The organism is Paenibacillus aquistagni (assembly GCF_900177815.1).
GTDB lineage: Bacteria > Bacillota > Bacilli > Paenibacillales > Paenibacillaceae > Paenibacillus_B > Paenibacillus_B aquistagni.
The window spans coordinates 1,153,459-1,167,591 of sequence record NZ_FXAZ01000001.1 but is presented as its reverse complement, the minus strand read 5'-3'; the positions used below and the strand labels follow the sequence as shown (position 1 = coordinate 1,167,591).

The following is a 14,133-nucleotide window of genomic DNA, read 5'->3' as shown; positions in this document are numbered from 1 at the left end:
CTATAAGCAGCCATCTTCGTCCCCCTGATCCTTGCCATTAGGCAATCAGCATGGACGTTATCGCTAACTTCATTATACTAGCGTAAACGAGATTTATGAGATTTGCACGACTTCATTTGGATTGTACGCAAATAAGTTTGAACATAGGGGAATAATTGATCTCCAGCATAATAAAACAAAGCCCACGAAGGGATTCATGGGCTTTGTTGAAGCTAACCGATAGGGTTGATCGGTATATGAGGATCCTGCCTGCTTGAGACCAGGCTGCTGCAAACAGGCTGCAGCAATGTGATGATGATCGTACATAATAAGGTGCTGAATACGTTTATTTGAAGCGGCATGGCACTATACAGGAGATGCAAGAAGCTCGTGGTCAGTGTAAGCGGCGCGACAGCGAGAATGAACAGCACCCCTATCCGATTCAGATTCCCGATCGGTGCATCCGTCAACAGCATTCCACCGATTACCACACTGTGGATGATGAGCGGCAGCATGAGCAAATAACTCGCTCCTGGCAGGATGTTGACTACAACGATGAGCAGCAGCAAATAATACAGCATTCCTGCCAGCATCCATTCCAGCGAATTCACACGGTAACGAATGATCCGAGTAACGAAGAGATGAACAATCAACGCAACTGCGATAAAGACAACATTAGCTTGAACAGGGATAGCTGAAGAATGAATTTCTTCAGCCATAATCGCATTCGCGACGCTTGTTATCCCCAAATACAAGCAAAAGGATAGCACAACGGATACAAGCATACTCCCAAGCACACCTGATATGGCGAGCGCAAGTCTAGTTGGTGCAACCCCACCCCTCTTCCACCATGCGCCGGCTAACAGCAGCCAGATGAGAACAAGCACGATGGTCGTTGGTACAACCCAAGAAGCGGGGTAATGGACCAATAGCTGGTACCAATTAAAATAAATGCGATCTGGCTCTTGAAGCTGGATTAGATCCATGCTGCCAAAGCGCTTCGCCATCTCAAGAGCATTCTCGCCATGATGCTGGAGTGTGGAAAGGGATACATATTCAGGGGTATCTTCTGCAGAATGATATTTATCCCAGTCCTCGATATAAGCAAAGTTAAGCCCCGGCAGACCTGCCTCAAGGGCTACTGTGAGATCCGTGTCATTGGGCATGGTTTTATACAGATCTCCAAGTAAGGAACTGCTGACAGGGGCCACAGCAGCAGAAGCAAAGTTGGTGATAAGCGCACCATTGTGATCGCTTGTTTGGAACAATACAGAAGGCCCGCTTGCTCCTCTTGCTTCGAAGTTTACGACGAGGCCAATCTCTTCTCTAGCGAATGAGTCTTGCCAGAATACTCTCGCACCAAGCAATCCCATTTCCTCTCCATCGGTAATAACAAACCATATATCTCGCTCCAGTGGCGATCCTGCCTGCAAGACTCGAGCCGTTTCCAGCAAGGCGGCAACCCCGACTGCGTCATCATTGGCCCCAGGTCCGTAGGGGGTTGAATCATAATGCGCTGTAAGCATCAAGGCTTTGCCTGGCTCCGTTCCCTTTATTTTCCCAATGATATTATGAAGGTCTATCCTTTTCTCCTCGTCGTTCATGTCGATGGTGTGTGGTGACGTTGCGATGCTTGGCGATAATCCCAACGCTAACATTTGATCGTGCACATAGTCTCGAACCCTCTCATTGGCGGCACTTCCAGAAGGATGCGGCTCTTGTGCGATCGCCCGGACATGCTTCATCGCTCGTTCTGCCGAAAATTCCAGCTCAGGTGCGTCATTTCCTTTTGGAGAGGGCGGCTGCTCTGCATATAACGTCGATAACACGAAAAGGATGCTGATGAAGACGACAATGATAGATGATTTCCAGTCTCTAGTTGTGTTGTCCCTTCCCCGTTGTACAGACTTTCTCATGCTTGACCTCCTTTTGCATCAAATACAATTCAGTAATATTATTCCAATATGAGCTATCATAACGTCTAGCTCTATCACTTGACAAGAAATATAAAGTGATCCTTTTCAAAGGCTTCCGTACACTTGCTTCCTTGGATCAAATACAGATCATGAATACTGGCTGCATCGTAATAAACAAAACAGATTCATCCCTAGCTCTAGCTCCCAGGAATGAATCTGCTCAGGGTTTGCTTCTGTGATCACTGCCGATTTATTGCAAAGAATGAGCCGCTCGGATAAGCTGATCTTTCGATATGCTTTTCGAATCCGTAAGCACTCGGATGAGAACTGAGTCTAAGTCCTCAGGCATCCAAGACAGCTCTCGAATTATTCCTGTCGTGCTGAATAGGAACCCTTCTTGTTCCATATAGAGAGCTTCAACCCCATTAATGTCAAGGCGATCATGAATAATGTGATCAGGAGAAGTCAGCTTAAGCTTCACCTTTTCTTTGCTATGATCCATTTGAACATAAATGTGTTCGCCGCTTCCATTCGTGTAAATGGTCGTGTAGATGTCCATTGGCAGATCTTCGTCAGGATGACGAAGCATCCAGGCGTAGTTCTTATTTTCTTTAAGAGCTTCATCCCTTAAGCTCCCAAGCTGATCCAGATCAACGGCTGACAGCATGCCTCCAAAAGCAGGTTCTTCTTTTCCTCCTTGAAAGTAAAATTGATCATCAAGCTGATTAGCGATCGATTCTCGTATCCCTGCAGCATGAATCGTATTCTTCCAAGCCTCCAAGTCAGCAATGACGCTCCGCTTCGATACGCTCAACAATGGATTTTGCTTGTACAAGGGGTGCTTAGAATTTTCCAAAGCAGCAATATACACAATCGCTTGTTCGTCTGCCTGAAGTTGACGTTTAACTGCATCTAATGATTCCTGAATGTTCGTTTTTAATGTCTCGTCTAGGCTGAGATCTGACGTCGTCCATACTTCGGTCTGGATCATCCCCTGCTCCTTGTGAAAAAGCAGCTTTTGAGCCGTAAATCCAAAACCAGACAGCAAAAGAGCAATCATCATAATGCCAACTATCAGTCTGAGATTGCGACGAGCTCCAAATGTCCGTTTCATAAGGTGGCTTCCCCTCTCTTTGTTCGCTTCAGCAGCGATAAGAGCAATCACATGGGCGTCCAAATCAGGAGGTGCTGACAACTTGCTTGTCATTTGGTCGTATTGCTGCTTCAAGATTTCTTCAATGGACATAGGTTGTTGCCCCCTTCTTTCCCGCCTGCTTGTCCATATGGCTGCGAAGCTGCTTCAATGCAAGATGATGACGTGACTTGACAGTTCCAACTGGGATATTAAGAATCATGGCAATCTCCTCGATAGAGCAATCACGAGCATATCGGAGTACAATAACCTCCTTAAGCTTATGAGATAGTTGTTCAACTGCAGGGAGGACTATTTCCTTCGCATAGAGGTTATAAAGATGATTGTCCAGGTCGTAGTGCGCATCTTCCATGCAGTATTGCTTTACTCGATCTTGCAAGCGCAATCTTCGCCAGCCCTTTCGCTTCCAATTGCGAACCTGACGAATAATAATGCCATTCAGCCAGGAAGAAAAGGATTGATTATGATCATACCTCCTAATGACTCGATATAATTCAAGGTATACTTCACTCATAATGTCCGAGGCATCTTGTTTATTTGATGCCAAGTATACGATTAATCGATACGCATCATCTTTCGTGACGCAATAAAGCTCCTGAAACGCATCGTTGTCCCCATCCATCACCCGGGCGATGATTGGGTTCAGATTGATCTCCTTCATGTAGCCGGCCTCCAATCAGGGTTACATGAGATATTGGCTCTGACTTTATTTTAGGTTCACTAAGATTGCATAAAAAGATCCGTCCCCTGGAATCAACCTATGAGGACGGATTGTACGGTTTTTACTTTATCTGGAATGGTCCGACAACACTTGTTCGAGAATCGACTGAAATAATGGCTTAGTTAATTATTGGTGCGAATCGATTGATGATATCTCGGCTACATCAAGTGCGCTGGACATTCTTTGGGAATATTACTAACGAACAAGATGCGATTAGGAGATGTCAATATCTACAAATCATCGTATGAAGATTCTATCGAAAGATGGTTAACGTTTCAAGGGGTTATCACATTTTCTATTACCAAACTAATGTTAATATCTGGTCTATGACAAGCCGTACCCGCTACATTCACTGTCTAGTTGATGGTATGCCGTGCATATTATCAGGCAACCCAATAAACACGAAGTATTTTACAGATAAAGTGCTTTTATGTTCGGCAACAAAATTATTTATCAGCACGATTCAATGAATTTATACAAAATATCATTTAAATTGTGCAAGTTAGCCTTTATAATACATGAAAAGTGTTTTAACAAAAAAAGGTTAGGACAGGTGATGCACATTGAACCACACAATTGAAAAAGAAGAGCTAAACCCTTATCTGATTGCACAACGTCAAGTGGATGCAGCTGCAGCTAAGCTGGGACTCGCACCACACATAACAGAACTTCTTAAGAAACCTAAGCGCGTCTTGTCCGTTAGCTTCCCAGTGAAGATGGACGATGGCACGGTACGCGTCTTTGAAGGATTCCGTTCGCAGCATAATGATGCTGTTGGTCCCACCAAAGGCGGCATTCGTTTCCATCCAGGTGTTACGCTGGATGAAGTTAAGGCCCTGTCCATGTGGATGACCTTTAAGTGCGGCGTAGTAAGCTTGCCATATGGCGGCGGTAAAGGCGGCGTCATCTGTGATCCGCGTGAGCTCAGCACCTCGGAGTTAGAGCGCTTAAGCCGCGCATTTATGGAAGCTATTGCTGACATTGTCGGCCCAGAGCGTGATATTCCGGCGCCGGATGTATATACGACGCCTCAAATCATGGGATGGATGATGGACACTTACAGCAAATTGCGTGGACATAATACGCCTGGTGTCATTACAGGCAAGCCGATTATCATTGGCGGATCACAAGGCCGCGGCAACGCAACAGCTCAAGGCTGTGTGTACACCATCCAGTGTGCGCTCAAGGATATTGGTCTCCCAATGGAAAAAGCCAAGGTTGCTGTGCAAGGCTACGGCAACGCAGGACGAATTGCAGCTCGTCTACTGAGCGATCTCGGGGCGACTATTGTAGCAGTGAGCGATTCTAGAGGCGGCATCTACGATCCGAACGGTCTTGATATCGATCGTGTCGAGCAGCTTAAAGATACGGCTTCCATCGCAGATTATGGCTCCGAGTATGTGCTTACAAATGAGCAGCTGCTTGAGCTCGATGTTGATATTTTGATTCCGGCTGCGCTGGAAAATGTGATTACGAAAGAAAATGCGCCGAACATTAAGGCTAAAATCATTGCTGAAGCAGCAAACGGTCCAACAACACCTGAGGCTGACGAGATTCTTAACGCGAAGGGTACCATCGTTATCCCTGATATTCTTGCTAATGCAGGCGGCGTAACAGTCTCGTATTTCGAGTGGGTACAGAACTTGATGAACTACTATTGGTCGGAAGAAGAAGTACTGGAGAAGCTTGAAGTCATTATGGTTAAATCCTACGATGCGGTTCGCACCTTGGCAAATGAGTACGATACGAACCTACGTACGGCTGCTTACATGATTTCCCTTCAGCGTGTTACCGCAGCGATGCAGGCACGCGGTTGGGTATAATATCCAATCAGATTAAGTTCGACGAACAAATTTCATTGACGCGTTACAGATAAACTCTACAATCCCCTAACCTCCTTCGTATAGGAAGTTAGGGGATTTTTTTATGAAACAAGATATATTTATTGTATTACGATAAATAATTATTGACATGCATGATATAAACCCGTATTCTAGGTGTAACTGATTTAGGAGGTTAACGAATGAAGCAAAGAGAGTTAGCCGTGTGGCTTAAGCTGATTATGGTGTGCTGTGGAATATTTGGAGGATTGTTCTGTATTTATATTGCTCCCGAGACCGCGAAGGCCATTCTATTGGATGCTGATGAAAGCCTTTCGAGCTTATATACACCTTTTCTTACTTTTATTTGGGTTACAGGGATGCCGTTTTTTATCTCATTACGACTAGGCTGGCAGATCTGCTCCGATATCTACGTTGGCGATGCATTCACGCTGCCCAATGCGAATCGTCTAAAGTGGATCAGCTTCCATGCAATGATGGAAGGCGTGCTGTATATTGGGGCACTAGTGTATTTCTTTACTGCAGGCAGCTATGCCGTTAATGCCGTTATTGCCATGCTGCTGATCTTATTTTTTGCGATTACCATTGCGGTATTTACATCGATGCTCTCCCACCTTGTGCGAAATGCGAGTGAATTGAAGCAGGAAAATGAATTAACGATCTGAGGTAGAAATCATGTCAATTATCGTAAATCTGGATATCATGCTAGCCAAGCGCAAGATGAGTGTAACCGAGCTATCTGAGAGAATCGGCATTACAATGGCGAATGTATCTATACTGAAGAATGGCAAGGCAAAGGCGATTAAGTTCTCCACCTTGGAGAAAATATGTGAGGTTTTACAATGTCAACCCGGGGACATTTTAGAATATAAGCAAGATGATGAAGGGATCTAACTTGGGATTTTAAAAGGAGATCGCACGATGAAGAAAAAATACATGTTTGCCACACTTCCAATCTTATTAGGTGTGCTATGCTTTATTATTTTCAGCTTTATCGGCTCTTATGTTGCTGAAGACGGAACATTAGTTGAACCATTCTTTTTAGTTCCGATTGGTTATCTGCTCTTTTTCGCTGGCATCATCTCACTGTTGATTATCGGTGTGCAAACGATGATGAAGAAGTTTAGACCGCGAAATTGACTACCCACCCTGCTATAATGCGATTCTTATGACATACTCCCAAGTCCTGACCTCGAAGGAATTGGGAGTATGCGCGATTTGTCACCTCTGGTATTTGAGAATCCTTACTACCAATCTTTTATAGGTAGTACGGATATCATACCAGAGACATCACCTGCAAACATTAAGCTTCAGAGTCTTCTTCAGTTACCTCTTCGCCAGCTTTATTACCGAGTGCTGCGCCCGCCATGCCGCCTACAACAGTTCCGATTGGGCCAAATGCTGAACCGACAACAGCTCCAGCTACTCCGCCGCCTACTGTACCTACTGTTTCACCAGTACCAGTGTCTCCCATGCTTGCTGCATCACGCTCTGCAGCATTGTTTTGATGTTGGTTGTCCTCGTGCTTATTTGCCATCGTAATCACTCCTTATGTTAAATTGGATCTCGCCTTCTTCAGTAACGTGATCCAACACTTAATTTGCCCTGCTTAGAAGAAAATGATTCTATTGGAGGGATAACGATATGGCGTATTATTCGATTCAGCAGACCATTATACTGGATTCGAACGTTTGTCTTTTCCACTTCCTAAAATGAAACCTAGACATCCGCCAATCACGGCAGGCACCACCCATCCTATACCTTCCTTATATAATGGAAGACATTCAAGAATTGGTTTTACAGCATCAATCGATACGCCTGCTGCTTTTAAGCCATCGAAGAGGCTGATCAACACGGTGCCAATTAAAGCACCGATAAATACGCTTGAGCGATCTCCCACTACCTTATGGCCTAATGAAAGTACGATGAGTACAATCGCGACTGGATAAATGACAAGCAGTACAGGAACTGATACAGAGATAATCCGGTTCAGCCCTAAATTAGCCACTAGCAGTCCAATAAAGCAAATAGCCAATGACATCCATTGAAATGGAATCTTGGGCAGCAGCTTGCAGAAGTATTGGCTGCATGCAGAAACTAGTCCGATGCATGTAGTCAAGCAAGCTAAGCTTACGATAATGGACAGCAGCCATAAGCCTGAAGGACCAAAGAGCTGCTGAACAGCCAAGATGAGCAATTGTCCGCCATTTTCTGCATATCCGAGACTCTCAACGCTGGTTACGCCAATATAGCCTAATGCCGCATATACAAATGTTAAGCCAATTCCAGCGATGATTCCGGCTTGAACGACTGCTTTGGCAATGGATCGCTTATCATGAACTCCCTTATCTTTAATTGCATTAATGACGATTAAGCCAAAGGCTAATGCTGCAATCGTATCCATCGTCAGATAGCCTTCCATGAAGCCTTTGAACCCTGGAGACGTTGCGTATTGATTAATAGGCTCCTGAGCACTTCCAAGTGGAAATAGCAGCGCTGAGATGAAAAGCCCTACAATAGATAGCAGCAGCAGTGGTGTTAAGATATTGCCGATCCACACCACTAGCTTTGATGGATTCAAGCACAAAAAGAAGACGACACTGAAGAACAGCAGCGAATATAGAAACAACACCCATGGATCAGATTGCATCGAATCGGGAAAGAAGGATCTTGCTCCCATCTCAAAGGCTACATTTGCCACTCGTGGGATTGCCATAGAAGGTCCAATAAGGATATACACGGTTACTGCAAAGATGACCCCGAACTTGGGATGGACATGCTGGGCTAATTGCTCCATATCTTTGCCCGTGAGTCCGATCGTAATAATCGTGAGCAGCGGAAGGCCTACGCCTGTCAGAATAAATCCAAACATCGCAATGAGAAACTGTTCCCCTGACTGCTGACCTAAGATGGGAGGAAAGATAAGATTACCCGCTCCAAAGAACAGCGAAAATAACATAAGACCAATAAAGAAAGTATGATTTTTAGCTAATGACTGCATGGTTGTCCCCCTTTGTGTATATCGTCTGTAAGCTCCTGTTGTATCATTCAAGGACGAACAAACAAAAAAACCGCCCCTCGTAAGGGACGGATTAATTCCGCGATACCACCCATGTTCATAAAGCGCTCAGGAATTGTGCTGAGGCATTATGCGCTCTGCTCACGTGATGAAGACGTGATTTCCAAATAACGGTGGAAAACCGTCTCAGCTTACTTCCGGTTCAGCTGAGCTTCTCGAAGAGGAGTTCAATCATGCGCCGAACATTGGCTCACAGCTCTCGCCAACTCTCTGTGGATCGCATCGCATGACTTACTTGTTCTTGTCCTTGAAGTTAATGACGTAGAAGTTTGTACCTAATTTTACTTTATGAGTCGAGGAAGTCAATACACTAAATTTTACAATGCAGCTTATATCCTCAGTGAATCCGCATCTTGGATATGCCTGCACTCTTAATCCGAATATTGACGTGCACGGATCGCAGGCTGTCTGATTCTAATGGAAACTCTCTGGTCCGTTTGAGTCTATGCCACTCTTCAGGTTTTTCCCGCAAGAGATTATCGGCCAAGTGCAGTACATCCCCTCCGATATCAACTCCTGCAGCATAACTTTCTTTTACCTGCCTCGCTATTTCGTGTTCAGCCGCTTCTTTGAACTTATGTTCGGACGTGGTCTGTAGCAGGAACGGAATATTCGCTTCGCCTGTGATATAGACATCAAAATACGGTTTATGATCTTCTATTATTGATTTGACCTCGTTCTTTAGATTCTCAACTACGAGCATTCCGAGGTCTTTTCCCTCTGATGCTACATTTAGGGGCGTTCTCTCGGTTTTCTTCTCCATCCAGCGGATGCCCTGCATCGCGCCTCCCCTAAGATCTCCCGTATACGATCGATTGTACATCACACATACTCCATCAACAATGATCCTGGGTGAAGCAGTATCGTTACGATACCAACGATCCTTATCCACTTTGATTAACGGTAGCAACACGGTATACGATTTTTCATTATTCATCCATATAAACCGGTGCAAGTACAATGGAGCTATCCATGAGCTTTGGCTGTAGGAATCTTTGGGATTGTTCAACTGAGAATATACAATAGACATATCGACATTGGAAGGCGTGCTGAATACTTCGTCAAGTGATTGATGGGTAGCCATAATCCACTGCGTGTAACGGAATTCATAATAACGATCGAATAGATCGACCAACTGCACGATTAAGCCTTGCTTCAAGGCAGGAGCTGTAATCACAATACTTTTCAAGTGACTCCAGGATATTCGCTGTTGGCTGGAAGCGTAGAGATTAAAGATCGCTTCGTCCAGATTGCCACCCTCACCCTTGCCTACATAGAAGGTTTCTTCTTTATTGCTCTCACCGGATTCCGTCTTGGCAACGCCGCTAAAGCTGATGAACTGCAAATACACATACACTTTGTTATCTTTATAATCTACACCGAAGGTGTTCGGATAGACCATATGCTCGATCTCTCGAGCGCCCCAGCATCCTGTAAGCGTCGATAATAGCAAAATAGCTGCCAGCCATTTTGAGCACAGCCGCATACAAGAGCAACCCCCTTTTGTCTACATTAATCCTTTTTGCCCCACGGATACCTGATAAATGCTTTCTTCATGTTCTTTAAGGCAGCTGGGGAGAACGGACTTATATAATAGGTTCCAAAAGAATGAATGTTGACCAAATACATGACGAGCGACAGAAAGCAAATAAAGAATCCAAACAAACCCAAAAATCCGCTTATGATCAGAACGACCATTCGGATAATGCTGATGATGCCGAGCAGGGACTGGTTGGATATCGTAAATGCAGCGAGTACGGATATCGCAATAATGACAATGATCCCTGGTGCTGATAATCCCGCGCTTATCGCTGCTTGCCCGATGATAAGTCCGCCAACAACGGATAAGGTTTGCCCAAATGCGGATGGAAGCCGCATCCCTGCTTCACGGAAGATCTCAAATAGCAGCAGCATAACCAGAGCTTCCAAGGGAACCGGGAGCGGAACGCCTTGTCTTGAAGTTACGAGCGTAGCCAGCAGCGTAAACGGAAGTTGATCCTGATGAAAGGTTAACAACGTAATCCAAAATCCCGGCAAAAAGATCGAAATCATCATCGCAGACAAGCGAATGAGTCGATTAAATACCACGAATATATTGAGCATATGCGCATCTTCTGCGCTGTTCAGTACAAAATTAAGCGTGACGGGAGCGATAATGGCCGTCGGCGATCCCTCCACCAGCAAGGCGAATTTACCTTTCATTAATGCATTCGCCGTAAAGTCAGGGCGTCCCGTATAAGTGAACAACGGAAAGAGAGAGAATTTGCCGAGCAGCTCTTCTAGCTGCGTACTGCTTATCAGCATCTTTACATTTATCTGATCCAGCTTGGTTTTGATTTCATTTAGCACTTCGGGCTTGATTTCATTGTCAACATAGATAAGGCTCACCTTCGTGTTGTTGGCACCCACCCGATAATTTTCCACGGTTAAGTTTTTTACTCGAAGTCGCTTACGAATTAGCGCAATATTCGTACTCACTTCTTCTGTAAACCCATCTCTAGGTCCACGATTGGACACCTCGGTATTCGGCTCCTCCGTATTCCTTGTAGGCGGTTTGTCCAATGGAAAGAAGAAGGCTTTGTTCAAATGCTTGAAATAGAGCAGCACATTGCCTGTAAGTACAGCACTGACGGCATTATCCTCAAGGTCTTTTGCATCAATATGATCCAAGTAGAATGGGATATGCTGTTTAATATCTGCGGTTGTCTCCAGGGAGCATTCCTCCGCTGTCTTTTTTAACAATGGAATAATGAACTGGTGGACGGTCGCACTGTCACATAGATCCTTGCAGTAAATAATGAGCACAGGATAAGTAATCTGATTGAAGCAAGTCAGATTGATCTCTACAAATTGAATATCTGTACTTGACCCGAACCATTTTCGAAGTGCGGATTCGTAGTGTGCTGATTCCTTTGACTTAATCATCTGCTAATCCTCGTTCTCGTTTTGGTAGAGCAATTATCAGGGACAAGACAATAGTGAACAGGATAACGCCATAAAAAAATATCGGAAGGACCTGTTTCATAAAAAACAAAAACAGTATGTTGCTGATAGGCAATAAATTCAGGACGATATTCATGATCAAGATTATGGAAAGTGCAATGATTCGCTGTTTCGCATGCTTTAGGCATAGAATCTCCAAGATGATAAACAGGCTTAACGAGATTCGAATAAAAGCACCACTGAACCATTGATAAATACTGAGGAAATCCAAATGTTCGACATAATGGCCAATTGTTATGAGTCTCCACTCCTCATAAGCGGGATATCTCAGCTTAGCAGCATGATCTGGTCCGAACTCTACAATACTGCCCATGAGCGGACCAATAGTTAAACCTACCAGAATGAAAATTAGCAGGAGGAGCATGGGATAAGAGATCTTTGATTTGATCTTGTGCTGAATAAACAAAAGCATGACGAGTTCACTGAACCCAGCTCCTGCATATAATACACCATTCCATACCGGTTGCATGCCATACTCTAAAATAGGCTTGATGAGGCTGTAATCTTTGTGCGGAACGGTAGCCAATGCCGCAAAGATTCCCAACAAGATGACGAATGGAAGCAGAATGGTCGCTATGTTCGATATTGATTGGACGCCTAACAAAGCATTAATACAGCATATCGTCGTTAATAATAGCGAAAGAACGAATATTGGAATACGCGGAGAGAACGACAGCTTGATCCAGTTAATGGTGTCGTTCACCGTAATACTGAAGATAAGAAATAAGTAAATGCAGATCACACCTACTAATGCATAGACCACAATGGGTGGAATTCTTTCCATCAAATAGTGAACGAGGTGCTGTTTATTTATCCTGCGAATGATAACATACAACAGCGCCGCCCACAGGATCATAATCACTCCTGTAAGGAGTACAGACAGCCATGCATCACGCTTTGCAGCATCAAGCAAGGTCGGAATGATAATCACATGGTTCATTAGCCCCGTACTCAGCATCAAGATGGCGATAAACTGCGAAATGGAGATCGAACCTGATTTCATGTCCTACACCTTCCCCTCTCGCATGATGTGCATAGTATCTGTTGGTTCAGGGTAATTATTCATAATGCACGAAAAGTTGGATATACCATGCAAGAACCCCTAAGTCGCAGCAATTTGCGCCTTAGGGGTTTTTCATGACATAACGTATGATTTTAGAGACTTTTGTCGACTACGGTATTATTATATATACTATAAGTAGATTCATCTGAGAAATATTAACGTCCCATCCATTAATATTTTCATCTTAGTATTTATTTGCTGATTGCAAAGGTAGTGAAAATAGATGATTCGAGCCATCCTTATTGATGACGAGCAGCTTGCATTAACATCGTTGGAGCGGAAAATACATAAATTTCAAGGGGTTCAATGTATCGCGTCTTATACGGACCCGAATCAAGCTCTAGTTGATCTTTCCTCTCTCGATGCAGATGTCGCTTTTGTAGACATTGAGATGTATGATATCAGCGGCATCGAGCTTGCGGAGAAGCTGCTTGCCGTACAGCCTAAGCTTCACATTGTGTTTGTTACTGCGCATGCAGAGTACGCTGTAGAAGCCTTTGAGCTAAATTCTATTGATTATTTGTTGAAGCCCGTAACTTCAAAGCGCTTGGAAAAAACGATGTCTCGCTTGCTTCCCGCTGCAGGTCTGGTTGTGGAGAATCATATATCTAGCTCTAGGGAGCAAACACTTCGTGTGCTTGTGTTTCATGATTTTCAAGCGTGGTATGGCGATCACCTGCTCTCATTCAAGACTGCAAAGGTAAAAGAGCTCTTTGCATACTTCGTCATGCATAGAAATACATCCATCCATCGTGATGTGCTGATTGAAGCTCTATTTGGTGAGCATGACTATAAAAAAGCAAAAATACATTTCCATACCTGCTTGTCACATCTTAGAAAAACACTTGAGGCACACGGCTTTGCCAATGGCATCACCTTTGTTGATTCCTGCTATATCTTCTCCATGGAAGGACTTGTGCGCGATTGCGATCAGATCGATGCAGCATATGAACTGGCACTTCCGCTGACCCCTGACAAAGTAGACGCTCTGGAAGCCGCGATCCCTCTTTATACAGGGGGAGTTCTTGAGCTTAATGGATATGAATGGGCTTATGCGCTGTCTGAAGTGTACCGCCATAAAGCTGTTGCCCTATTTAACCGTCTTATCGACTATTATCAGGGATTGGATCTTGATCGAGCACATCATTATTTGCAGCTGCAGCACAGGCACCAGCCTTATTCAGAGCATAATATTCAGCAAATGATGCTGAATCTTGTTAAGAAAGGACAGCGATCAGAAGCCTTGCGGATCTATAAGGAGTATGAACGGATGCTCTCCCACGACTTTGATCTTGAACCGGATGAAAAATTAACAGAGTTGTATCATATGCTCTGTTTACCTCAATGAGATTCTCGGAGGCAATGTAATTGCTTACTG

The 14,133-nt window shown here is 44.3% G+C and carries 13 protein-coding genes and 1 other annotated feature; of the genes, 5 read left to right on the top strand and 8 right to left on the bottom strand.

What is annotated here, in order from left to right:
• Nucleotides 1-212 precede the first annotated feature (212 nt).
• From B9Y93_RS05515 to B9Y93_RS05505, 3 genes are all read right to left on the bottom strand, one after another.
• Complete coding sequence (locus B9Y93_RS05515) at nt 213-1,895, bottom strand: M20/M25/M40 family metallo-hydrolase (RefSeq protein ID WP_085493315.1); 1,683 nt, start codon at nt 1,893-1,895, stop codon at nt 213-215.
• A gap of 250 nt (nt 1,896-2,145) precedes the next feature.
• Nucleotides 2,146-3,141 (bottom strand): hypothetical protein, encoded by a 996-nt coding sequence (locus B9Y93_RS05510; RefSeq protein ID WP_085493314.1) that lies wholly within the window; start codon nt 3,139-3,141, stop codon nt 2,146-2,148.
• Entirely contained in the window at nt 3,131-3,709 is a 579-nt protein-coding gene (locus tag B9Y93_RS05505; protein WP_085493313.1) for a sigma-70 family RNA polymerase sigma factor, read from the bottom strand. Before B9Y93_RS05505 ends, B9Y93_RS05510 begins: the two co-directional genes overlap by 11 nt.
• Before the next feature lie 623 nt (nt 3,710-4,332).
• Here B9Y93_RS05505 and B9Y93_RS05500 point away from each other — a divergent pair.
• From B9Y93_RS05500 to B9Y93_RS05485, 4 genes are all read left to right on the top strand, one after another.
• The gene (locus B9Y93_RS05500) at nt 4,333-5,592 is read left to right on the top strand and encodes a Glu/Leu/Phe/Val family dehydrogenase (protein ID WP_085493312.1); all 1,260 of its coding nucleotides are present in this window, start codon (nt 4,333-4,335) and stop codon (nt 5,590-5,592) included.
• Between the two features lie 200 nt (nt 5,593-5,792).
• Nucleotides 5,793-6,275 carry a DUF2975 domain-containing protein gene (locus B9Y93_RS05495; RefSeq protein WP_085493311.1) on the top strand — a complete coding sequence of 161 codons (483 nt, stop codon included), beginning with the start codon at nt 5,793-5,795 and terminating at the stop codon, nt 6,273-6,275.
• Between the two features lie 10 nt (nt 6,276-6,285).
• Entirely contained in the window at nt 6,286-6,504 is a 219-nt protein-coding gene (locus B9Y93_RS05490; RefSeq protein ID WP_085493310.1) for a helix-turn-helix domain-containing protein, read from the top strand.
• A gap of 27 nt (nt 6,505-6,531) precedes the next feature.
• Nucleotides 6,532-6,750 (top strand): DUF3955 domain-containing protein, encoded by a 219-nt coding sequence (locus B9Y93_RS05485; RefSeq protein ID WP_085493309.1) that lies wholly within the window; start codon nt 6,532-6,534, stop codon nt 6,748-6,750.
• A gap of 163 nt (nt 6,751-6,913) precedes the next feature.
• Here the strand turns inward: B9Y93_RS05485 and B9Y93_RS05480 are convergent, their stop codons facing one another.
• From B9Y93_RS05480 to B9Y93_RS05460, 5 genes are all read right to left on the bottom strand, one after another.
• A complete protein-coding gene (locus B9Y93_RS05480; RefSeq protein WP_085493308.1) occupies nt 6,914-7,147 on the bottom strand; it encodes a glycine zipper 2TM domain-containing protein in 234 nt (77 codons plus the stop codon).
• A 135-nt stretch (nt 7,148-7,282) separates the two neighbouring features.
• Nucleotides 7,283-8,611 carry a branched-chain amino acid transport system II carrier protein gene (gene brnQ / locus B9Y93_RS05475; RefSeq protein ID WP_085493307.1) on the bottom strand — a complete coding sequence of 443 codons (1,329 nt, stop codon included), beginning with the start codon at nt 8,609-8,611 and terminating at the stop codon, nt 7,283-7,285.
• 79 nt (nt 8,612-8,690) lie between these two features.
• Nucleotides 8,691-8,946: a binding site (T-box leader), on the bottom strand.
• Between the two features lie 80 nt (nt 8,947-9,026).
• Nucleotides 9,027-10,175, bottom strand: coding sequence for a Ger(x)C family spore germination protein (locus tag B9Y93_RS05470; RefSeq protein ID WP_085493306.1), 1,149 nt, complete (start codon nt 10,173-10,175; stop codon nt 9,027-9,029).
• 26 nt (nt 10,176-10,201) lie between these two features.
• Nucleotides 10,202-11,614 (bottom strand): spore germination protein, encoded by a 1,413-nt coding sequence (locus B9Y93_RS05465; protein ID WP_085493305.1) that lies wholly within the window; start codon nt 11,612-11,614, stop codon nt 10,202-10,204.
• Nucleotides 11,607-12,695 (bottom strand): GerAB/ArcD/ProY family transporter, encoded by a 1,089-nt coding sequence (locus B9Y93_RS05460; RefSeq protein WP_085493304.1) that lies wholly within the window; start codon nt 12,693-12,695, stop codon nt 11,607-11,609. The genes B9Y93_RS05465 and B9Y93_RS05460 overlap by 8 nt, the downstream gene beginning before the upstream one ends.
• Before the next feature lie 283 nt (nt 12,696-12,978).
• On the opposite strand from B9Y93_RS05460, the gene B9Y93_RS05455 reads away from it, so the two are divergent.
• Nucleotides 12,979-14,103 carry a response regulator gene (locus B9Y93_RS05455; protein WP_085493303.1) on the top strand — a complete coding sequence of 375 codons (1,125 nt, stop codon included), beginning with the start codon at nt 12,979-12,981 and terminating at the stop codon, nt 14,101-14,103.
• Nucleotides 14,104-14,133 lie beyond the last annotated feature (30 nt).

Coding starts and splice junctions, on each gene's coding strand:
- B9Y93_RS05480 (WP_085493308.1), bottom strand. CDS start 7,147: ATGGCAAATAAGCACGAGGACAACCAACATCAAAACAATGCTGCAGAG.
- B9Y93_RS05470 (WP_085493306.1), bottom strand. CDS start 10,175: ATGCGGCTGTGCTCAAAATGGCTGGCAGCTATTTTGCTATTATCGACG.
- B9Y93_RS05490 (WP_085493310.1), top strand. CDS start 6,286: ATGTCAATTATCGTAAATCTGGATATCATGCTAGCCAAGCGCAAGATG.
- B9Y93_RS05505 (WP_085493313.1), bottom strand. CDS start 3,709: ATGAAGGAGATCAATCTGAACCCAATCATCGCCCGGGTGATGGATGGG.
- B9Y93_RS05465 (WP_085493305.1), bottom strand. CDS start 11,614: ATGATTAAGTCAAAGGAATCAGCACACTACGAATCCGCACTTCGAAAA.
- B9Y93_RS05510 (WP_085493314.1), bottom strand. CDS start 3,141: ATGTCCATTGAAGAAATCTTGAAGCAGCAATACGACCAAATGACAAGC.
- B9Y93_RS05485 (WP_085493309.1), top strand. CDS start 6,532: ATGAAGAAAAAATACATGTTTGCCACACTTCCAATCTTATTAGGTGTG.
- B9Y93_RS05455 (WP_085493303.1), top strand. CDS start 12,979: ATGATTCGAGCCATCCTTATTGATGACGAGCAGCTTGCATTAACATCG.
- B9Y93_RS05495 (WP_085493311.1), top strand. CDS start 5,793: ATGAAGCAAAGAGAGTTAGCCGTGTGGCTTAAGCTGATTATGGTGTGC.
- brnQ (WP_085493307.1), bottom strand. CDS start 8,611: ATGCAGTCATTAGCTAAAAATCATACTTTCTTTATTGGTCTTATGTTA.
- B9Y93_RS05460 (WP_085493304.1), bottom strand. CDS start 12,695: ATGAAATCAGGTTCGATCTCCATTTCGCAGTTTATCGCCATCTTGATG.
- B9Y93_RS05515 (WP_085493315.1), bottom strand. CDS start 1,895: ATGAGAAAGTCTGTACAACGGGGAAGGGACAACACAACTAGAGACTGG.